Origin of the sequence: Vibrio sp. 10N.261.55.C5, assembly GCF_041470505.1 — a bacterium.
GTDB lineage: Bacteria > Pseudomonadota > Gammaproteobacteria > Enterobacterales > Vibrionaceae > Vibrio > Vibrio crassostreae_C.
The window spans coordinates 20,186-37,573 of record NZ_JBFRMS010000051.1; the positions used below are offsets into that span (position 1 = coordinate 20,186).

At 42.8% G+C, this 17,388-nt stretch carries 28 protein-coding genes and 1 pseudogene; 26 read left to right on the plus strand and 3 right to left on the minus strand.

Annotated elements, in window-relative coordinates; all coding sequences use genetic code 11:
• Nucleotides 1–49 precede the first annotated feature (49 nt).
• The 5 genes and pseudogenes from glpQ (at nt 50) to AB4263_RS18085 (ending at nt 3,595) form a co-directional block, all read left to right on the plus strand.
• Nucleotides 50–1,105, plus strand: a complete 1,056-nt coding sequence (gene glpQ, locus AB4263_RS18065) for a glycerophosphodiester phosphodiesterase (protein ID WP_372098654.1) — start codon at nt 50–52, stop codon at nt 1,103–1,105.
• A 263-nt stretch (nt 1,106–1,368) separates the two neighbouring features.
• On the plus strand, nt 1,369–1,833 hold the full coding sequence (locus AB4263_RS18070; protein WP_017059207.1) for an ASCH domain-containing protein: 465 nt from the start codon (nt 1,369–1,371) through the stop codon (nt 1,831–1,833).
• A 130-nt stretch (nt 1,834–1,963) separates the two neighbouring features.
• Entirely contained in the window at nt 1,964–2,467 is a 504-nt protein-coding gene (locus AB4263_RS18075) for an HAD family hydrolase (protein WP_137002090.1), read from the plus strand.
• Between the two features lie 112 nt (nt 2,468–2,579).
• Complete coding sequence (locus AB4263_RS18080; RefSeq protein WP_372098655.1) at nt 2,580–2,960, plus strand: STAS/SEC14 domain-containing protein; 381 nt, start codon at nt 2,580–2,582, stop codon at nt 2,958–2,960.
• Between the two features lie 233 nt (nt 2,961–3,193).
• Nucleotides 3,194–3,595: pseudogene (locus AB4263_RS18085) on the plus strand (NUDIX hydrolase).
• A gap of 53 nt (nt 3,596–3,648) precedes the next feature.
• Here the strand turns inward: AB4263_RS18085 and AB4263_RS18090 are convergent.
• On the minus strand, nt 3,649–4,050 hold the full coding sequence (locus AB4263_RS18090; protein WP_017065706.1) for a YkgJ family cysteine cluster protein: 402 nt from the start codon (nt 4,048–4,050) through the stop codon (nt 3,649–3,651).
• A 208-nt stretch (nt 4,051–4,258) separates the two neighbouring features.
• Between AB4263_RS18090 and AB4263_RS18095 the strand changes: the two genes are divergently transcribed.
• The 8 genes from AB4263_RS18095 to AB4263_RS18130 all read left to right on the plus strand — a co-directional run bounded on the left by AB4263_RS18095 (nt 4,259) and on the right by AB4263_RS18130 (nt 8,816).
• A complete protein-coding gene (locus AB4263_RS18095; protein ID WP_017066554.1) occupies nt 4,259–4,420 on the plus strand; it encodes a hypothetical protein in 162 nt (53 codons plus the stop codon).
• Nucleotides 4,420–5,118, plus strand: coding sequence for a pseudouridine synthase (locus tag AB4263_RS18100; protein ID WP_372098656.1), 699 nt, complete (start codon nt 4,420–4,422; stop codon nt 5,116–5,118). The genes AB4263_RS18095 and AB4263_RS18100 overlap by 1 nt, the downstream gene beginning before the upstream one ends.
• A 65-nt stretch (nt 5,119–5,183) precedes the next feature.
• Nucleotides 5,184–5,558 carry a VOC family protein gene (locus AB4263_RS18105; protein WP_017059214.1) on the plus strand — a complete coding sequence of 125 codons (375 nt, stop codon included), beginning with the start codon at nt 5,184–5,186 and terminating at the stop codon, nt 5,556–5,558.
• A 94-nt stretch (nt 5,559–5,652) separates the two neighbouring features.
• Nucleotides 5,653–5,787, plus strand: coding sequence for a hypothetical protein (locus AB4263_RS18110; RefSeq protein ID WP_017059215.1), 135 nt, complete (start codon nt 5,653–5,655; stop codon nt 5,785–5,787).
• A gap of 77 nt (nt 5,788–5,864) precedes the next feature.
• Nucleotides 5,865–6,278, plus strand: a complete 414-nt coding sequence (locus AB4263_RS18115; protein ID WP_017059216.1) for a GFA family protein — start codon at nt 5,865–5,867, stop codon at nt 6,276–6,278.
• Nucleotides 6,279–6,507: 229 nt separating this feature from the next.
• The gene (locus AB4263_RS18120; protein ID WP_017066550.1) at nt 6,508–6,759 is read left to right on the plus strand and encodes a hypothetical protein; all 252 of its coding nucleotides are present in this window, start codon (nt 6,508–6,510) and stop codon (nt 6,757–6,759) included.
• 331 nt (nt 6,760–7,090) lie between these two features.
• Entirely contained in the window at nt 7,091–7,837 is a 747-nt protein-coding gene (locus tag AB4263_RS18125) for a hypothetical protein (protein WP_017061792.1), read from the plus strand.
• A gap of 118 nt (nt 7,838–7,955) precedes the next feature.
• On the plus strand, nt 7,956–8,816 hold the full coding sequence (locus AB4263_RS18130; RefSeq protein ID WP_017061793.1) for an NAD(P)-dependent oxidoreductase: 861 nt from the start codon (nt 7,956–7,958) through the stop codon (nt 8,814–8,816).
• Between the two features lie 153 nt (nt 8,817–8,969).
• Here the strand turns inward: AB4263_RS18130 and AB4263_RS18135 are convergent.
• Nucleotides 8,970–10,147, minus strand: a protein-coding gene (locus AB4263_RS18135; RefSeq protein WP_102420178.1) for an IS3 family transposase whose coding sequence is annotated in 2 segments (ribosomal slippage) — nt 8,970–9,889 and nt 9,889–10,147 — 1,179 coding nt in all. Because the reading frame shifts where the segments join, the coding sequence is not laid out codon by codon here.
• Nucleotides 10,148–10,218: 71 nt separating this feature from the next.
• On the opposite strand from AB4263_RS18135, the gene AB4263_RS18140 reads away from it, so the two are divergent.
• The 13 genes from AB4263_RS18140 (at nt 10,219) to AB4263_RS18200 (ending at nt 16,948) form a co-directional block, all read left to right on the plus strand.
• On the plus strand, nt 10,219–10,599 hold the full coding sequence (locus AB4263_RS18140; protein WP_372098702.1) for an NUDIX hydrolase: 381 nt from the start codon (nt 10,219–10,221) through the stop codon (nt 10,597–10,599).
• Nucleotides 10,600–10,624: 25 nt separating this feature from the next.
• Complete coding sequence (locus AB4263_RS18145; protein ID WP_372098657.1) at nt 10,625–11,062, plus strand: NUDIX pyrophosphatase; 438 nt, start codon at nt 10,625–10,627, stop codon at nt 11,060–11,062.
• A gap of 87 nt (nt 11,063–11,149) precedes the next feature.
• Entirely contained in the window at nt 11,150–11,557 is a 408-nt protein-coding gene (locus tag AB4263_RS18150) for a bleomycin resistance protein (RefSeq protein WP_372098658.1), read from the plus strand.
• 77 nt (nt 11,558–11,634) lie between these two features.
• Nucleotides 11,635–12,069, plus strand: coding sequence for a GNAT family N-acetyltransferase (locus tag AB4263_RS18155; protein ID WP_372098659.1), 435 nt, complete (start codon nt 11,635–11,637; stop codon nt 12,067–12,069).
• An 89-nt stretch (nt 12,070–12,158) separates the two neighbouring features.
• Nucleotides 12,159–12,515 (plus strand): hypothetical protein, encoded by a 357-nt coding sequence (locus tag AB4263_RS18160; protein ID WP_372098660.1) that lies wholly within the window; start codon nt 12,159–12,161, stop codon nt 12,513–12,515.
• Nucleotides 12,516–12,551: 36 nt separating this feature from the next.
• Nucleotides 12,552–13,022, plus strand: coding sequence for a GNAT family N-acetyltransferase (locus tag AB4263_RS18165; RefSeq protein ID WP_372098661.1), 471 nt, complete (start codon nt 12,552–12,554; stop codon nt 13,020–13,022).
• 77 nt (nt 13,023–13,099) lie between these two features.
• Nucleotides 13,100–13,444, plus strand: coding sequence for a VOC family protein (locus tag AB4263_RS18170; RefSeq protein ID WP_017061800.1), 345 nt, complete (start codon nt 13,100–13,102; stop codon nt 13,442–13,444).
• Between the two features lie 119 nt (nt 13,445–13,563).
• On the plus strand, nt 13,564–13,980 hold the full coding sequence (locus AB4263_RS18175; RefSeq protein WP_017061801.1) for a VOC family protein: 417 nt from the start codon (nt 13,564–13,566) through the stop codon (nt 13,978–13,980).
• Between the two features lie 129 nt (nt 13,981–14,109).
• On the plus strand, nt 14,110–14,691 hold the full coding sequence (locus AB4263_RS18180) for an HD domain-containing protein (RefSeq protein WP_372098662.1): 582 nt from the start codon (nt 14,110–14,112) through the stop codon (nt 14,689–14,691).
• Between the two features lie 203 nt (nt 14,692–14,894).
• On the plus strand, nt 14,895–15,152 hold the full coding sequence (locus AB4263_RS18185; RefSeq protein ID WP_017066541.1) for a hypothetical protein: 258 nt from the start codon (nt 14,895–14,897) through the stop codon (nt 15,150–15,152).
• A 181-nt stretch (nt 15,153–15,333) separates the two neighbouring features.
• Nucleotides 15,334–15,798 carry a DUF302 domain-containing protein gene (locus tag AB4263_RS18190; protein ID WP_372098663.1) on the plus strand — a complete coding sequence of 155 codons (465 nt, stop codon included), beginning with the start codon at nt 15,334–15,336 and terminating at the stop codon, nt 15,796–15,798.
• A gap of 259 nt (nt 15,799–16,057) precedes the next feature.
• Entirely contained in the window at nt 16,058–16,573 is a 516-nt protein-coding gene (locus tag AB4263_RS18195; protein ID WP_372098664.1) for an adenylate kinase, read from the plus strand.
• A gap of 132 nt (nt 16,574–16,705) precedes the next feature.
• On the plus strand, nt 16,706–16,948 hold the full coding sequence (locus AB4263_RS18200; protein WP_029235167.1) for a hypothetical protein: 243 nt from the start codon (nt 16,706–16,708) through the stop codon (nt 16,946–16,948).
• Between the two features lie 104 nt (nt 16,949–17,052).
• Here the strand turns inward: AB4263_RS18200 and AB4263_RS18205 are convergent, their stop codons facing one another.
• Nucleotides 17,053–17,385 (minus strand): PBPRA1643 family SWIM/SEC-C metal-binding motif protein, encoded by a 333-nt coding sequence (locus AB4263_RS18205; protein ID WP_017068336.1) that lies wholly within the window; start codon nt 17,383–17,385, stop codon nt 17,053–17,055.
• Nucleotides 17,386–17,388 lie beyond the last annotated feature (3 nt).

Below are 17,388 nucleotides of genomic sequence, written 5' to 3' on the forward strand. Positions count from 1 at the left end.
ACAACAGAGGCAGGTATATCCTGCTTCTGTTTTATCAAGGGAAACAATAATGAAAACAACGTCACTGTCTCTGACCTTATTAGCACTAAGTTTATCTACAAATGCGTTCGCCGATCCTTTAGTGATTGCGCATCGCGGCGCTTCTGGTTATTTACCCGAGCATACATTACCGGCTAAAGCACTCGCTTACGCAATGAAACCTGACTATATCGAACAAGATGTCGTGATGACTAAAGACGACCAATTGGTGGTTTTGCATGATCATTATCTAGATCGAGTCACCGATGTCGCGGATCGCTTTCCAGACCGTGCTCGTTCAGATGGCCGTTATTACGCGATTGATTTTACGCTCGCTGAGGTCAAATCATTAAAGGTGACTGAAGGCTTTAAGTTAGATGAACAAGGCAACAGAGTGGCAGGGTACCCAACGCGCTTCCCAATGTGGCAGTCTGATTTCCGCGTCGCTACATTTGCAGAAGAAATCGAGCTGATCCAAGGCTTAAATAAGACCTTAGGTTATGACGTGGGTATCTATCCTGAAATTAAAGCACCTTGGTTCCATCGTCACGAAGGCAAAGATATCTCCAAAGCTGTACTTGCGACCTTGCATCAATATGGTTACCTATCGAAAGACGACAAAGTGTACTTGCAGTGTTTCGACGCCAATGAACTTCAGCGTATCAATGATGAACTTATGCCAGCGATGGAAATGGATCTTAAGCTCGTTCAGTTGATGGCCTATACAGATTGGAATGAAACCATGACTTACCAAGGTGACAAAGCAACGGCGTACAGTTACGACTGGATGTTTGAAGCTGGTGGCATGGAAAAAGTGGCGAATTATGCGGAAGGAATAGGCCCTTGGAAGCCAATGTTGGTGGATGATGCATCGACCAAAGATAACATCATTATTAAACCGTTAATGAAGTCAGCAAAAGACGCGGGCTTAGATGTTCACCCGTACACGTTCCGTGCTGACCCGGGAAGAATCCCAGCTTATGCTGATAACTTTGATGGCATGTTGGATGTCTTCTACAACCAAGTCAAAGTTGATGGTGTGTTTACCGACTTCCCAGACAAAGCGGTCGACTTCTTGAACCGTTAATACCCCCGTCAGTTACGAGCTATTAGTAACGAGATACTAAGAGCCAAAAGCACCGACTAAAGGTGCTTTTGGCTCTTCTTTCACTTTTTGGATCTCCTTGTACTGGCCTCGAAATCCTACCTATATTCTTCTTTCTCAGCCCACATTTTGATATTCACTCGGTTTACAGCTATAACCTGACTTGATAGGTTACTCCCAATGCAGCCAGATGCTTAATCTATAAGTGTTTATCGGCTCAACCTGATATTGAATTTGGAAAGATCATGGAAGAAAGAAGCAAAGCTTATCTTGATAGCTACCTCAACACATTACCAGCAGACGTTGCTTCGCAATACACCTCTTTTAGTGCCGACTATTACTGTGCTGATGAATACAACGCCAACCTCTGCGCCCAGTTAATTCTCAAGGGTGAAAAACAAGCGTCTTGCAGCCTTGAATATTGGTACAGCCATGAAGGTGAGACGAGACCAGTAGTTGGTCACTTGCAAGTCGTCACTGACTGGGATGGCAAGCCAGTTTGCATTGTAGAGATCACTTCAGTCTCACAGTGCAAATATAACGAAGTGACGGCGGAGTTTGCTGCTGCCGAAGGCGAGGGTGACAAAACACTCGAATGGTGGAAAGAAGCTCACTGGAACTTCTTCTCTCGTGAATGTGAAGAGCTCAAGATCTCACCAAGTGAAGACATGTTACTTATGTTGGAGCGTTTCAAAGTGGTTTATCAATAAAGGGTATTTTGTGTTTAGAAGATCGTGCTCCATAAACAGTAACAAGGTTGTCCATAATGAGCCTAACCGTCCGAGAAGTTTTTATAGGCTCGCTTAAACATTAGATAATTCATCGTATGCAGGAGGCAAGATGACAAAGCTAATCGAATTAACAGAAATAGTCTTATTCGACTGGGGCAATACGCTGATGGTCGATTTGCCAGACGCACAAGGGAAGATGTGTGACTGGGAAACCGTACAAGAAGTGAGTGGTGCTCGTGCATTACTGGGGGAGTTGTCGAAAACTCATCTAGTTTATGTTGCTACCAATGCTGGTGATTCCAGTAAAGACGACATCATTCGAGCCTTTGAGCGTGTTGGCCTGTCTCAATATATCTTGGGTTACTTTTGTAAGGCGAGCATTGGCTTTTCTAAGTTCGAGTCGGGGTTCTATCCTGCCATTATTTCTAAGCTCGGTGTTTCACCACAAGAGATCACCATGGTAGGCGACACTCTAGAGAAAGACATTTACCCAGCACTTGAAGCGGGTTTGCAAGCGGTGTGGTTGAATACGGAAGGAGTTGATCTTAAGTCAGAGCATCCGAATATCGTACAAGTTCAAAACCTAAGCGAACTGTTGGAGAAACGCGATTAACTCTCTGATATTAAGTTCAGATAAAGCGCTTGTCCGTTTTGACGTAAACCTCTCATCTCTTTGCTGTTTAATCCTCTAAGCTAACTCTAGTTTCCACTATGAGGGCTAGGTTATGAGTATCGAATGTCACGGAATATCGGTTGGAATTGAACGTGTTAGCGGTGAAACCATCGTTGTGTTCAAAGCGAAAGGCAAACTCACACACGATGACTATCAGGCAATGATGCCAATTCTAAATACCACGCTAGAAGAACTCGATTCATCTAAACTCAAGATGCTGGTCGATATCTCAACCTTAACAGGATGGGAGTTACGTGCAGCTTGGGATGATTTTAAACTGGGATTAGAGCTCAATTCTAAGATAGACAAGATTGCTATTTTCGGCGATAAAAGCTGGCAAGAATTCGCTTCAAAAGTAGGGAGCTGGTTTCTGTCCGGTGAGATTAAGTCATTCGAAGACCATGACTCTGCGCTTAAGTGGCTAGTCGATTGATACTATTCGCGGGCAGCTAGAGAGCAGTTCGTAAACATCGCCAATGACAGTTGACGAGAATTGTCTCGAACGCTGTCATTTTTCGTTTTGGTTATGATATTTCCTATTTGATTCAATAGAGTATATTCATTCCAGCGTGTAACATACCCAGGCTTTGTTTGGTCGTGACTAATAGAATAGCGCGGCCAGATTCAGTAATAACGAGAACTAAAACAGAAATAAGGTCTAACGACATGCATAAGGTAATTGATAAGCTGGCTTGTATATTCATCAAAGACGGCAAGTTGTTGATGGTGAGATCAAAAGGCAAAGAACTGTTCTAGCTACCGGGTGGTAAGCGTGAAGCTGGCGAAAGTGATGAGCAAGCACTGGTTCGCGAAATCAAAGAAGAGATCTCAGTCGATTTAGTGCCTGATTCCATCAAATACGTCGAGACGTTTACAGGCCAAGCTGATGGCAAAGCGGAAGGCGTATCAGTGCAATTGACTTGTTATCTTGCTGATTATACAGGCGAACTGTCTCCAGATGCTGAAATCGAAGAGCTTAAGTATGTGGATATCAACGACAGAGCGGTATGTTCATTGGCAGCACTGGTTGCGCTTGATTGGTTAGAAGCGAACCAGTACTTGGCTTAAGGTTTTAGCGGCTATTAGCTAATGCTGAAGATTGATCTTCAAAAGATCATCGCTTACGAATAGCTTGAAGGGCGGCTGTCTTTCATCAACAGGTCGAGTTTCCTTTGAGCTTTCTTCGTGTCTTGTAAATCCACCACCTCAATCATTTCACACTCATCTCGTACCATCTCATTAATTAGGCTTGGGTAGTGTCGGCAATCTTCTGGTCGGTCTAAGTAAATGCTACATGTGTACTTGGCTTGAGCCTTGGTGTCTTTCGTCGGAACCAGCTCCAGAAAAGGGCAGCGAGTTAAACGTTCGCCAGATTCAGGGTCGAACCAGATCTCGCTTCCTCGAACATATTCAAAGATGTCTGGGTTGAACAACTCCCACAAATCGATCTCTTCTTGAGTCGCGGCAAGGTCGCCATCTCCGTATTTGATACAGCATTTTCCGCATTGATTACAATCTTTCATTATCGACTTCATAAGTTGGTGAGCTTTTATCATTTTACCACTGATAGGCGTGGCACGTTGATTTTGTTGTTCATGGTTAAGCCGTTACGGGCGGGAACTTGGAATAGCGGTACTTAAAATCAATTTATCTATGAACCGCCACTCCAATCAAAGCTGTAAACAGTGATACAATTTGCGCCTCTCACGTTATTCAAGCAAAGGCATCAAGATGAGAACCGTATACACCACCGAAGTCAACATTAACGCAAAGAAACAAAAAGAGGCTTACCCAAAGCTCGCTTTATGTGACAAGTGCGTTGGTGACTATGTGGTTATCGAGCAAGGTGAACGAACTTACAAGCCTTGTGCTAAATGTGGTGCCGACGATTAATGCGCCTTGATAAATACCTATGTAAAAGCACTGACCTAACCAAGCCTGAAGCGATTGAACGCATCCATAATGGCGAGGTGAACGTAAACAGTGAAACAGTCACCGATGAATCGACTCAGGTTCATGAAACCAACGCCATCTTGTTTAATGGCATGCCGCTTAAATTGCGTGAATTTCGATACCTCTTAATGCACAAGCCTGCGGGTACTATCTGTTCTAATGTCGATGAAGTTTATCCTTCACTGTTCAACTACATCGAGATAGACAAAGCATCAGAACTGCACATCGCAGGGCGCTTAGATGCCGACACCACAGGTTTAGTCTTAATTACCGATGATGGGCGATGGTCATTCAACATCACGTTGCCAACCAAGTCATGTAAGAAGGTGTACCGCGTGACATTGTCACGAGATATCAAAGACGATGTCGCTGATAAGTTTAAAGCGGGCATTCAATTGCAGGGCGAGCAAAAACCGACGCGTCCGGCAGAGCTTGAAGTGATTACCAATAAAGAAGTGCTGTTGACCATTACAGAAGGCAAGTTTCATCAAGTAAAACGAATGTTTGCTGCGGTAGGGAATCGAGTTGTTGGCCTACACCGTGAACAGATTGGTGATGTTCGTTTAGATGTTGAAGCAGGTCAGTGGCGTTATTTAACCGAAGCCGAAGTCGACTCATTTCAGCAGGGCTCTGAATAGACGCTGTAACCACTTAAAGCGTTAAGCGTGTCAGCACTGGAATATCAACACTATAAGGATGTAGGATGGAAAACCTCAAAGTCTCAGAAATTAAGTCTTTCGTACCCGCGAAAGACTTCGATTTATCTAAGCGTTTTTACCAGTCAATCGGCTTTGAAGTGATGTCTGAATTTCACGATATCGCCTATCTGCGTCACGGCAGTTGTGCGTTCCTTCTGCAAAACTTTTATGAACCTGCGCACTGTCACAATTACATGATGCACTTGCTGGTTGAAGACGTAAAAAGTTGGTATCAACACATCCAAAACTCTAATGTAGTGTCGGAATTTGAAGTTACCGTTTCCGAGGTTGTTGAGCAGCCTTGGGGAATGCTTGAGTTTTGTATCACTGACCCAAGTGGTGTGCTGTGGCGTGTGGCTGAAAACATCAGGCCGCGTTAATTCATCCAACTTGCATTGATAGTATGTCTAGGTTCACGGTGCTTTTCTGTCCTATTTGCTAGAGTGACAATTCAATGAGCATGGAGGTTTTATAATGGGAACTGTAATCGGTTTGGTGATTTTAGTTGCTATAGATTGGTATCTTGTTCGTAAAACAGGGCTTCATATTCATAACTGGATCTCTAAAAAGTATGCCGTGTATTTGTCGGAGAAGGGAAACAAAAAATAGCCTTTCTTATTAAGTCATCGGTATAAAAAGCGTTATCGGCTATTCATTTTACACACATTGCAAAGATTGGAGGATTTATGAAAGGTAAAGGAAAGTGCCTATGTGGCTCGGTTAAGTTGGAAGTAGAGTACGCCAGTAATGAATTGGGGGCTTGTCATTGTAGTATGTGTAGAAATTGGTCGGGCGGTCCGATGTTAGCCATTGATTGCGCTGATTCAGTTAAAATATCAGGTGAATCGAATGTAGTTAGATATAAGTCGTCCGATTGGGCTGAGAGGGGTTTCTGCGGTAAATGTGGTACTCACTTGTTTTACTTTTTGGTGCCAAATAATCAGTATCACCTTCCTGTCGGTTTATTGATGTCTGGGGATGACTACAAGTTAACTCATCAGATATTCATCGATGAAAAGCCCGAATACTACGAATTTAAAAATGAAACAAAAAATATGACTGGTGCAGAAGTATTTGCCCACTTTGAAAGTGGAGAGTAGCACTTAGTTTTTATTAGCTTAAGACTAATTCACAACGCTCGGCATTTTTTAGTTTCGGTCGAGTTTTGTGTTTGCGGTGTAATGGTTTCGGTTAGGTGGTGCTCACGCCTAACATCCCAGCATCAACCCCCAACTTGAAGTACCTCGAAACTCGATTATGTGAACTCCTAATAGCTGAATAGTTACTCTAATATACAATGAGTTTTCTAATGGCTCTGAGGGGGCGGACATGACAGATATGGCAATATCAAGTTACCTTGGCTGGTTGTTACTTCTTATAGGTTGTTATCCTTTCTTGCTTGTTGGTGTCAGTATGTTTTTCTATGATGCAGAGCGTAAACAAGCATTAAGGTGGTTGAACGGAGTTAGTTTTCTATTGGCTGTATTCCTTCTTTACATGCATATGCAGACAGAAGTCATCTATGGTCGGGAACTGCTCGAAGCCTGGTATCATGATAACCCAGAAGATAGGCCTCAATAAAAAGTACATAACAAGTGTTTATTATCCATTTCGGTATATAAAAATGATGCTAAACGATTGGCATTTCCAGCTAGAATCAACTTTAGTGTTTTCGGCACAATGGGTGAGGTGAGGTGATCGCGATGTCAGCTACTTCAAGCGGCGATAACTCTTCTAACCAATAGTGCTTATCGGAGTGAACCATGTTCTCTTAACAAGTATAGCTCACCATTTTTGGCATCAACTACGTACGGTTTTTGACTGGTTAAAAGAGTTACTTAATGTTGGTAATTACTTAGGTTACTATTTAGCTCAGTATTGATTTGATATACAAAATTTTTGGACGAAGGTTATGAGAAAAATAATATTAAACATTGTCTTACTATCGGTGTTTGTTGCGTCTTTATTTCTAACAATTTCATCAGCAATAGACATTTCAAAAGAAGTGACAGTAAAGCTCCATGAGTTTGATTGGAGTGGTGTCTCCGGTGTAATGGACATGGTCATGGTTATTTTAACTTTCGTCTTACTGGTTGGACTGAAACAAGGTTCGAAATCTATTGAGGAATCGACCCGAAGTCGTAATGCCGAATTGTTGAATTGGGCGATGGAAGAGATGTCAGCATTAAAACCTGCGATTAGGTTGGTGACAGACGCTCACAAAAGAGAGCCTTATAGTCAGGTAACTAGTGACGTTAGTGTGGATTATGTATCGACATGGAGCAAAGAAGAATTACAAGCAGCTCAAGCTGTAAGTGTCGCGTTGCAGAGAATGGGGTACTTTGCTACTCATGATTTGGTATCAAAAAAGCATTTTCTGAATCTTTGGGGGCCTTTATATCTATCATGTTGGTATTCACTCGAAGGTTGGGTTAAACATAAGCGACTTCAACTTGATGAACCTTTTGATATCGCTGATGGTGCATACTCGAGACTGTACTTTGAAAAATACGCCATGTACTGTGAAGAAAAGTTACCGCCTTTGTTATTGAATAATACAAGAAAGCAGTTTGGCTTAGAGCCAATGGTTCAACCCAAAGCCCACATTAAGTTGGGCATAAAATTGAAAGCAAGGCTCACAGAAAAGGTTGATATCTAACTATTCACATCACAATACTTTTTGGAATCAAAGGGGCTTGTTAACGCGATCAACACATAAATGCCAAGAGTGTATTGGCTGATCGTATATTGAAGAATGTTTCTTCAAAGGGAGATGCATGTCATTGGTTATGTGTAATGGAGAGAATAAGGGAATAACGAAAGTACTAATTGCGGGGGCTAGTGGATACATTGGTCGTCACGTTACATCGCTATTCACAAAAAGTGGCTTTGAAGTTTTTACATACGGTAGAGACAAAGTCGTCACTCCTCCTTTAGTTGGGTTAATAAAAGATAGAGCTGACTATGAAGGCTTCTTTGACGTGGTTGTGAATTGTGCGCGTCCACATTGGTCACAATTCTCCGCACATGAAATTGCCGATGTGGAGCAGGAATTGCTCTCTGAGTTAGACCTACTTGCTGCTAAAGGAGCAACAAAGATACATACATCAGGTGTTTGGCTATTTGGCAACGCCTCTAGCGCTGATTTGAGACAGTTTAGACTGAAACCCTTAGACGCCGTTAGATTAGACGTAGAAACGATACATAGCGCTATTAGAAACAGGTGGCACGTCGTTTACTGTCCTAGTTTGGTTTATGGCGGTGAGGATTGTCAGCTAAAACGAATTGTAGAATCTTTCGCTAGCCAAACGATTCAAGTAGGTGTGCCGTCTATCGGCTATAACCAATATGTTCATGTCTACGACATTGCGAAGTTCTATCTACTTTTGGCGCAAGGCCGAACCTTAGAAAAGCAGCATTTTATTGCTGAGACGCAAGGCTATAGTCCTGCAGAGTTCGCTCGACTCTTACTAGCTGCAAAAGCTGTAACAAAAGTAAGAAAGATCCGTTGGGAAGAGTTTGAGGTAGAAAACGGTTCGTTAGCTGTAGAAGTCGAGAAGATGAACCTTACACTTCCAATTAGTTATTCGTTTGAGGCTACTGAGTCAATTAGCGAATATATTGGAAATTACATATAGTTGAGTGCTTATTTCTGATTCTCAACCCTCGGTACTTTTAGTTGAGTTTAGTCTCTCCGGCGTATGAGCTTAAGTTAATCAGCAGCGTCATTTTTTAGTTAGCTCGCATTGAACGACAAGCGCGCTCCACACCTTTATACAGCATTGTAGTGGTCAACTGATATTGGCCACGTTCCTAGAGTTTAACCAGAACAATCGTTCTGATTCATTGGGAGTCAAACCACCGTTGTATTGGTGCGGGCGGAGTTGGCAATAATACCCAATAATGTATCGAGTAATTTCTTGTTGTGCCTCTGCAAAGCTCCGATAACCTACTGTAGGTATCCATTCCGTCTTCAAGCTTCTAAAGAAGCGTTCCATTGGTGCATTATCCCAGCAATTTCCTCGTCGAGATAAGCTTTGCTTGATCTGAAAGCGCCACAGTAATTGCCGATAACTTCGGCTTGTATAATGACTGCCTTGATCACTGTGAAACATGACGCCCTGTGGTTTACCACGAGACTCATAAGCCATGGCAAGAGCCTTACGAGTTAATCGACTATCGGGCGATAATGACATTGCCCAACCAATCGTTTTTCTAGCGAACAGGTCTAAAACTACGGCTAAGTACATCCAACGATAGCCAGTCCAAACATAAGTAACGTCACCAACCCAAACTCTGTTTGGCTCCGTAACTGCAAACTGGCGGCCTAAGAGGTTTGGGATCTCAATATGTTCTTGTGATGCTTTACGATACCTGTGTTTTGGCACTTGGCAGCTCACTAGACCAAGGGCTTTCATGAACTTCGTTGCTCTGTAGCGACTCAGGTTAGTTCCCTGACTCGTTATTATGTCAGCAATGGTTCTCGCTCCCGCAGAACCGTTGCTTGCGGCATGTGCCTCGCTAACTAAACTACGGAGCTTTGCTGTTTCGGCATCAATTTCTACTGGACGTTTTCGCCAGTAGTTATAACTGCTTCGATGAACATTGAACACTTCACATAATATTTTTACGCTGTGGCTCTGCTTGAGTTTCTTGATTATCAAGAATTGTTCAGTGAGTCCGACATCAACAGAGCCGTGGCTTTTTTTAATATTTCATTATGCTCTTCAAGGCGAGCTAACTTCTTTTTTAATTCACGTATTTCAATTTGCTCAGGCGTCATCGGCGATGCTTTAGGTGCTTTCCCCTGACGTTCCTCTTTTAGTTGGCGAACCCACTTATCCATCGTGGACTTCCCAACATTCATAGCTTGAGCAGCCTCTGTCACAGAGTGGTTCTGATCTAGAACCAGTTGTGCCGCTTCTAATTTGAATTCAGCGCTAAATAGTCTTCTTGTACGTTTTGTCATAGTGTCACCTGTTAACTTATGAGGTGATGATATCACCTCTAACTAAGTGACCAAATTCAGCGTACCACTACATTCTACGTGAAGGACGAGTACTACTTGGAGAACGAATTGGTTCTCATGGGGCTCATACGTGGGCAACGCCGGGCGGACACCTTGAGTGGGGTGAAAGTATCGAAGAGTGTGCCAAACGCGAAACACTCGAAGAGACTGGTTTAGTTGTTAGTGCATTTGAGAAGCTTTCTTTTACCAATGATATTTTTGAGAAAGAGAACAAGCACTATATAACGCTGTTTGTTGTTGCTTCTGACGCTAGCGGCGAACCAGAGATAACAGAACCTGATAAATGTAAGCAGTGGAAATGGTTTAAGCTCGATGAGTTACCAGAGCCATTGTTTCTTCCTCTGACGAATTTGCTTAACGATCCGGTCATCCTTGGGAAGCTAGCGCCGTAAACGTGAACGATTGGAGGGCATATCAATGAGATCACCTTTTCAAGTTTTAGTCTTTCCCTACAAAACAGTCGATAACAAATCTCGATTTTTAATCGCACGCAGAAGGGACAATGGTGTTTGGCAGGCAATATCGGGTGGTGGCGAAGACAATGAATCATTACTTGAAGCAGCAAAACGAGAACTCTCTGAAGAGACTCGGCTAGTCGGTTGTAATTGGCAGTTGCTCGATTCAATGTGCATGCTTCCAAAAGTCTTTTATGCAGGAAATCACAATTGGACTGAGCATCCATTCGTAATTCCTGAGCATTCCTTCTCAGTTAAAGTGACGAAAGATCCTCAATTATCAAATGAACACACAGATTACCGTTGGTGTGACTACCAAGAAGCTATTGAACTTCTAACATATGACTCGAACAGAAACGCGCTTTGGGAGATCAACGAAAGGCTTTACAAAGCTAGCTAAAGTATACAGATTAATTAAATCTATATTAGAGTAGAAATCCTGATTAGATTCTTACTAATCTCTCGCTATTTAGTGAATAGGTAAATCATGACATTACGAGTAGTTCCAGAGCTTTATTGTTTCGATATTAATGTGAGCAAATCCTTCTTTGTCGATGTGTTGGGGTTTGAAGTGAAATACGAGCGCCCAGATGAGGAGTTTGCTTATCTAACGCTTGATGGTGTTGATGTGATGCTTGAAGGGATTGCGGGCAAAAGTCGAAAATGGCTTTCAGGTGACCTGGAATTTCCTTTAGGGTGTGGCGTTAACTTTCAATGGGATGTTATCGATATCGAACCACTTTATCAGAGAGTTAACGAAAGCGCCGCTGATTCTATTTGCTTAGCGTTAGAGTCGAAGTCTTATCAATGTGGGGGTTTGATCGCGACTCAGAAGCAGTTCATCGTTCAAACTCCTGACGGTTATCTCTTTAGGTTCTGCCAAGATATTCGTTAACACATAAGTATTATTAGCTACTCATTTATTACGAGAAACACGGCTAACTAAGTACCCGTATAAACAAGGAGAGTAGAGTGGTCAACATTCGGGAAATGGACATTTCAGACTACGACTCAGTGATCGCGTTGTGGTGCCAGACAGGAGGCATGAGTATTCGCGATGCCGATTCGAAAGAAAGCATTGCGAGCTATTTAGAGCGTAACCCCGGTCTGAGTTTTGTGGCTGAAAGTAACAACGAGATCATTGGCGCTGTGTTGGTCGGAACGGATGGACGTCGTGGGTATTTACAACATTTAGCTGTCTCGGCCAACTTCAGAGGGCAAAAGTTAGGTTGTAAGCTTGTTGCAGAGGCGGTCAACGCCCTTGCAGGGTTAGGCATCCCGAAGACCCACTTGTTTGTCTATAACGACAACATCAATGCTCAACAGTTTTACGAAACGTTGGGCTGGTTTCCTCGAGATGAAGTTCGAATGTACTCGTTTAATAGTTCGGATAATAGTAACGTTTAGCTTTAAAGGTTCGCGCTGGCTGAGCTTGAATTTGTAACAGGTTCGCGCGCATCCGCCCAATATCAAAACAATCCTTGGAGTATTTAGAAATGTTGTTTTCTAGTCTGTCTAAACCATTGGTTCATAGCTCCGAGTTATGTTCTGAGCTGCTCAACTTCTTAACCGAGCATAAGAGTGATTTCGAAGAAAAGTTAATCCCTGATCTGTCATACATCGATGATATGGCACATGTGGTGAACGGTATCAAAATCAAAGGCGTTCTCCACATCAATGCGAATCAATACCGACTTCAATATTCGTTTGATTGGGAGCGGTTTCTAGGCTGTTCAGATAGAAACGAAACCGGTGTAGAGAATGGAAGTGTTCTATTCACTCTTGAGGACGATAACGTTCTTAATATCAACTTCCCAAACTACGGTTCTCGAGACACTAGCGATGAGCTTTAGTCGGTTTTTCACGCGTGTTATACAGAAGGAACAACAATGATAACTATCGAAAGGCTTGAAGAATCCCATGTGGTGTCAGTTCAGGCCATCCAACTCGCCGATGAACAGGTTAAGTTCGCTGGTACAGCTGCAGAGTTTTTATTAGACGGCAGTGAAACGACGCACTTGCACGTGATTAAGTCTGATAACGAAGTTGTGGGTTTCTTTAAGCTGGATATCGCTTACGCAGAGCACTACGAATTCTGCCCTGAAGGAAGCATTGGCTTGAGAGCTTTTGTGCTTGATAAAAACCAGCAAGGTAAAGGTTTAGGAACAGGCACGGTGAAGGCTTTGTTTCCGTATTTAAAAGCGAATTACTCAGCGTATGAGTCGATTTACTTAACTGTGAATTGCAAAAATCCGGCAGCATTCAACTGTTATAAGAAAGGCGGCTTCGAAGATATCAATCAACAGTATTTAGGTGGCGCAGCAGGCCCGCAATTTATCATGCGCGGTCGAATTGCTTAGTAATAAATTATTGATGAGAAACACCTGCACAGCTGTATGCAGGTTGAGAGTCTTAAAGAACACGAGAATGAAATTTGATGAAGGTTCAATATCTTGAAGTGGTTACCCCAGAGGTCGATGTCGTTTGTGCAACATACGCTCAGCTCTACAACGTGAAATTCAGTGGTGCAGATGTGAACCTTGGTGGGGCGCGCACTGCAAAGCTATCTAATGGCGGGGTAATTGGCATTCGAGCACCGCTTCGTGAAACTGAAGAACCAACTGTTCGTCATTACACGTTGGTTGAGGATATTCAGTCTGCAGTAACTGCAGCCGAGAAACTAGGCGCCGAAGTTGCGGTGCCGCCAATGGAGTTACCACGTCACGGGATGTGTGCCATTGTCATTCAAGGTGGCGTCGAGCTCGGATTCTGGCAGTTATAAATGATGTATACCTTTTAGATTGTGACGGACGAGATACTACGATTTATGATGCGACACCTAGTGTCTTTACCTGCTTCATGGCATCATTCCACGCAGCTAAAACCCCAACAAGGTATGTTATGAAACAGAATATTGTCCACATTGCACTCGTGGTAAAAGACTACGATGAAGCGCTTGATTTCTATGTAAACAAGCTTAAGTTTGATCTCATCGAAGACACGTATCTGCCAGAAGAAGATAAGCGCTGGGTTGTTGTTGCTCCACCAAATTCAACCGGTGTGAGCCTGTTACTTGCTAGAGCTTCCAAGCCAGAGCAACTCGATTTCATCGGCAACCAAGCTGGTGGACGCGTATTCCTATTCTTAAACACCGATGACTTCTGGCGTGATTACGAACGTATGACGTCTTTGGGCATTAACTTTGTCCGAGAGCCTAAAGAGCAAGGCTACGGCACCGTTGCTGTGTTTGAAGATCTTTACGGTAACTTGTGGGATCTGCTTCAGTTAAATCCTGAACACCCTATGGCTAACAGGTAGATAAGCTTAGCCCACAACCATCGGGTGTTGCGTATTACAAAATGTCGGTTCATTGGGAGTAACGCTTCTCTTTCGTTAGGTTAACCCTCCGCACCGCTAAATCATCAACTTAAGTTAAGGAAGCTCATCGTGGAAGAAATCAAAGGCATTCTGCAATTCATGGTCGAGATTGAACAATTAAAGGATGTTCATCGACAGACAAAACCGGTTGGATTGGATCGATATGAAAACTCCGCTGAGCACAGTTGGCACGTCTGTTTGAGCGCACTCATGTTGAAAGACTATGCCAATGAAGAAATCGATATTACGCGAGTAATGAAGATGCTGCTGATTCATGATCTTGGGGAAATCGATGCCGGAGACACCATCATTTATGCCAGTGAAACCGAAGAAAACAAGCTCAAAGAGAGAAACTGCGTTGAGCGCTTGCTGAAATCATTACCGAGCCATTCAAGAAGCGAGTATTTGGATTTATGGCTTGAGTTCGAAGCAGGTGAGTCACCAGAAGCCAGATTTGGTAAGGCGATCGATAGAGTGCCGCCTTTGCTTCATAACATCCATGGTGGTGGTCACAGCTGGAAGAAGCACAACGTATCTAAAGACAAAGTACTGACCTTCAATGGCGAGCGTATTTCTAAAGGCAGTCGTGCTCTATGGAAAGAACTAGAAGTACAACTTGAATGCGCTGCAGACAAAGGGTTATTAAAGTAAAAGCTAATTTCATACCTTAGCGTAAGTATAGCTTTAGCGGCTCAATGAGGGAGATCTCGATGGTAACTGATTCAAGATGCATGGCACTTACCTTGTGTCTCATTTCTTTCTAATAAAACTCTAGTGGACAACAATAAGTTCGAGAACCGAGTGATAAGTTGTTAGTATGTATTAAATTTATAAATATCAGTTGGCTTATATAAATGCTTGATAATAAGTATATTAAACACCCTTATCACTGTGAGCAGTGCGACGCACTTACCCCGCACCTTGCTGTTAGCGCTTCCGATGCTGAATCTAAAGCGGACGCTGAATCTGAAAAGAAACAATGGAAGTTAGGCGTGTTGATGGAGTACCTGGTGACGTTATTGTTTAGAGGTGACCATAATGTTCCCGGTTTTTATGTAGACAGTGATTACGAATACCAATGTGAGAAATGTGGAACCAAATCGTGGCACTGATCGTGTGTTTAACTTTTGAAAAAATCCCCACCTAAACTGATGATAATAAGACGCATTAGAAAAGTGATCCTCTCTGCAAACTGAGAATGGAATCGCGTCTATACTGACATGGGTTACGTCGCTGAATTTGGAAGTGGCGCTATGAATGTAAGTTTGATTAGGTTAAATCTCAGAGGTGACGATGAAAAAACTACTACCACTATGCGCCATTTTACTCTCGGTATCATTTTCAGCTGCGGCTTCTGATGGTTTGATTAAATACCAAAGTAATTATTCAGTGAAAGAGACCGCTGACCGCTTTGAAGAAATCGCCAAGAGCAAAGGTTTGACCTTGTTTGCGAGAATCGACCATCAGAAAAACGCGAGTAAGGTCGATCTTGAATTGAGACCAACGGAAGTCATCATCTTTGGTAACCCGAAAGTAGGGACACCATTAATGCAATGTGCTCAAGAAGTCGCGATAGATTTACCGCAGAAGGTGTTAGTCACTGAGGATTCTAATAAGAAAGTATGGTTGTCTTACAACGATCCTAATTACTTGGTAGAGCGTCACGCGATCAATGGCTGTGACGAGGTCGTTAAGAAAGTATCGGGTGTACTAAGCAAGCTATCAGAAGCGACAGTGGCGAAAAAGAAAGCAAAATAACCAAGATCAATAAGCACTCATTAAGACTATTAATGGGTGCGATATGACGATGATATCGCCCATTAGTCATTGTGTTGACAACTAAGCAACAGTATATAAAAGTAGTTTTATGAAACTGAATTTAGCGCAATCTAACCAACGAATTATCATCATTCCATAGGAATGGTGGGATTGTTGATGCGCTTTGTTTATCGAACCCACCCGTAAGGTGGGTTTTTTGTCGCTGTCTTATGGGTTTTATCTGAATAGAGGAAGTCATATGAAAAAGGTCGCGGTTTTTGGCAAACCTGGGAGTGGAAAGTCCACAATCAGCAAGGCGTTGGCTCTAGCTACAGGCATAGAGCTTCACCAGTTGGACTCTATTGTTTATAAGGCCAACGGAGAGTTTGTTGAGCGTGAAGTGTTCGAGCAGGCTCATGAGAGCATACTTAAGTCAGAAAGCTGGATCATCGATGGTTTTGGCCCTCTAGGCTCGTTCAACACACGTTTAGATGCAGCTGATACCTTGGTTTATATCGACCTTCCTTATTCAATTAGCTACTGGTTTGTAACCAAGCGAATGCTCAAAGGTCTATTCGTTAAACCTGAAGGCTGGCCTGATGGAAGTTCAGTTATAAAAGGCACGATACAAAGTTATAAGACACTAAAACTGTGTCCTAAATTTTGGAATGACGACTTTAAAGCGCAGTTAGAATTGCGCGCTAAAGAGAAAGAGGTTTACATCATCAGAAGCGTGACTGAATTGAATAACTTTGTTCATCAACACGTCACTTAACAGTCGAGAGCTTACCTTTCTTTGAAACGCTTTAATTTGCTCATAACTTCATGAAAATATATAGATTTAACTCAACATGTGGCATATTTGCCATGTGTTGAATTTGTGCTTTGAATTAAGGCTATAGATATTATGTATGGAAGTGAGAAGACGAGAGCGTTCTGCTGTAACTGTAAGGAACTTACACTGCATAGGTACACGATGTTCAGTAGCCAAGTGCAAAAGGCACCACAAGCTGAAGATAAAGAACCGAGCTTACTCCAACGAATTTTATCGGAGTTTCTATCTTTTGGTGTTACAGGTTCGGGCGCGACAGGTGATTACAAATGTACCCAATGTGGAACATATCTGAATACACCAGACAACCTCGACTGAGTTTGTGAGTTTGGCTTAGGCAAATAAAAACGGGAAGACCTCAATGATCTTCCCGTTAGATATTACTTAACTCATCGTGCTATTGGCAGTTTGAGTGAGAAGCCTTATGCACAACACTTCTTGTATTTTTTACCGCTGCCGCAAGAACACGGATCGTTACGGTTAGGGGTCTTTTCAAACGTCATCGTTTTTGGCTTGTTCAGTAGAGTATCAAGCTCGATGGTGTTCTCTTCTTTGTCTGCGTCGACTGTAACAGTAACGAAGATAGTATTTTCAGCGGCTAGTGCTTCAACTTCTGCTTTGCGCGCTTCAGTTTGAACCATTACTGCGATTGGAGATTCTTCAGTACCCGCTTTCACATCGCGGTTTACGTTGTAGCCAGCAAGAACGTGGTTCTGTCTTGTTTCGATACGGCCTTTGAAAAATAGTTTCGACATTGG

Bases quoted from the DNA above. Each gene is read 5' to 3' on its own strand.
- AB4263_RS18205 (WP_017068336.1), bottom strand. From the start codon at position 17,385: ATGTCGAAACTATTTTTCAAAGGCCGTATCGAAACAAGACAGAACCAC.
- AB4263_RS18185 (WP_017066541.1), top strand. From the start codon at position 14,895: ATGCTTGATAATAAGTATATTAAACACCCTTATCACTGTGAGCAGTGC.
- AB4263_RS18115 (WP_017059216.1), top strand. From the start codon at position 5,865: ATGAAAGGTAAAGGAAAGTGCCTATGTGGCTCGGTTAAGTTGGAAGTA.
- AB4263_RS18160 (WP_372098660.1), top strand. From the start codon at position 12,159: ATGTTGTTTTCTAGTCTGTCTAAACCATTGGTTCATAGCTCCGAGTTA.
- AB4263_RS18175 (WP_017061801.1), top strand. From the start codon at position 13,564: ATGAAACAGAATATTGTCCACATTGCACTCGTGGTAAAAGACTACGAT.
- AB4263_RS18195 (WP_372098664.1), top strand. From the start codon at position 16,058: ATGAAAAAGGTCGCGGTTTTTGGCAAACCTGGGAGTGGAAAGTCCACA.
- AB4263_RS18075 (WP_137002090.1), top strand. From the start codon at position 1,964: ATGACAAAGCTAATCGAATTAACAGAAATAGTCTTATTCGACTGGGGC.
- AB4263_RS18110 (WP_017059215.1), top strand. From the start codon at position 5,653: ATGGGAACTGTAATCGGTTTGGTGATTTTAGTTGCTATAGATTGGTAT.
- AB4263_RS18070 (WP_017059207.1), top strand. From the start codon at position 1,369: ATGGAAGAAAGAAGCAAAGCTTATCTTGATAGCTACCTCAACACATTA.
- AB4263_RS18105 (WP_017059214.1), top strand. From the start codon at position 5,184: ATGGAAAACCTCAAAGTCTCAGAAATTAAGTCTTTCGTACCCGCGAAA.
- AB4263_RS18150 (WP_372098658.1), top strand. From the start codon at position 11,150: ATGACATTACGAGTAGTTCCAGAGCTTTATTGTTTCGATATTAATGTG.
- AB4263_RS18080 (WP_372098655.1), top strand. From the start codon at position 2,580: ATGAGTATCGAATGTCACGGAATATCGGTTGGAATTGAACGTGTTAGC.
- glpQ (WP_372098654.1), top strand. From the start codon at position 50: ATGAAAACAACGTCACTGTCTCTGACCTTATTAGCACTAAGTTTATCT.
- AB4263_RS18165 (WP_372098661.1), top strand. From the start codon at position 12,552: ATGATAACTATCGAAAGGCTTGAAGAATCCCATGTGGTGTCAGTTCAG.
- AB4263_RS18200 (WP_029235167.1), top strand. From the start codon at position 16,706: ATGTATGGAAGTGAGAAGACGAGAGCGTTCTGCTGTAACTGTAAGGAA.
- AB4263_RS18130 (WP_017061793.1), top strand. From the start codon at position 7,956: ATGTCATTGGTTATGTGTAATGGAGAGAATAAGGGAATAACGAAAGTA.
- AB4263_RS18095 (WP_017066554.1), top strand. From the start codon at position 4,259: ATGAGAACCGTATACACCACCGAAGTCAACATTAACGCAAAGAAACAA.
- AB4263_RS18120 (WP_017066550.1), top strand. From the start codon at position 6,508: ATGACAGATATGGCAATATCAAGTTACCTTGGCTGGTTGTTACTTCTT.
- AB4263_RS18145 (WP_372098657.1), top strand. From the start codon at position 10,625: ATGAGATCACCTTTTCAAGTTTTAGTCTTTCCCTACAAAACAGTCGAT.
- AB4263_RS18090 (WP_017065706.1), bottom strand. From the start codon at position 4,050: ATGAAAGATTGTAATCAATGCGGAAAATGCTGTATCAAATACGGAGAT.
- AB4263_RS18125 (WP_017061792.1), top strand. From the start codon at position 7,091: ATGAGAAAAATAATATTAAACATTGTCTTACTATCGGTGTTTGTTGCG.
- AB4263_RS18170 (WP_017061800.1), top strand. From the start codon at position 13,100: ATGAAGGTTCAATATCTTGAAGTGGTTACCCCAGAGGTCGATGTCGTT.
- AB4263_RS18100 (WP_372098656.1), top strand. From the start codon at position 4,420: ATGCGCCTTGATAAATACCTATGTAAAAGCACTGACCTAACCAAGCCT.
- AB4263_RS18190 (WP_372098663.1), top strand. From the start codon at position 15,334: ATGAAAAAACTACTACCACTATGCGCCATTTTACTCTCGGTATCATTT.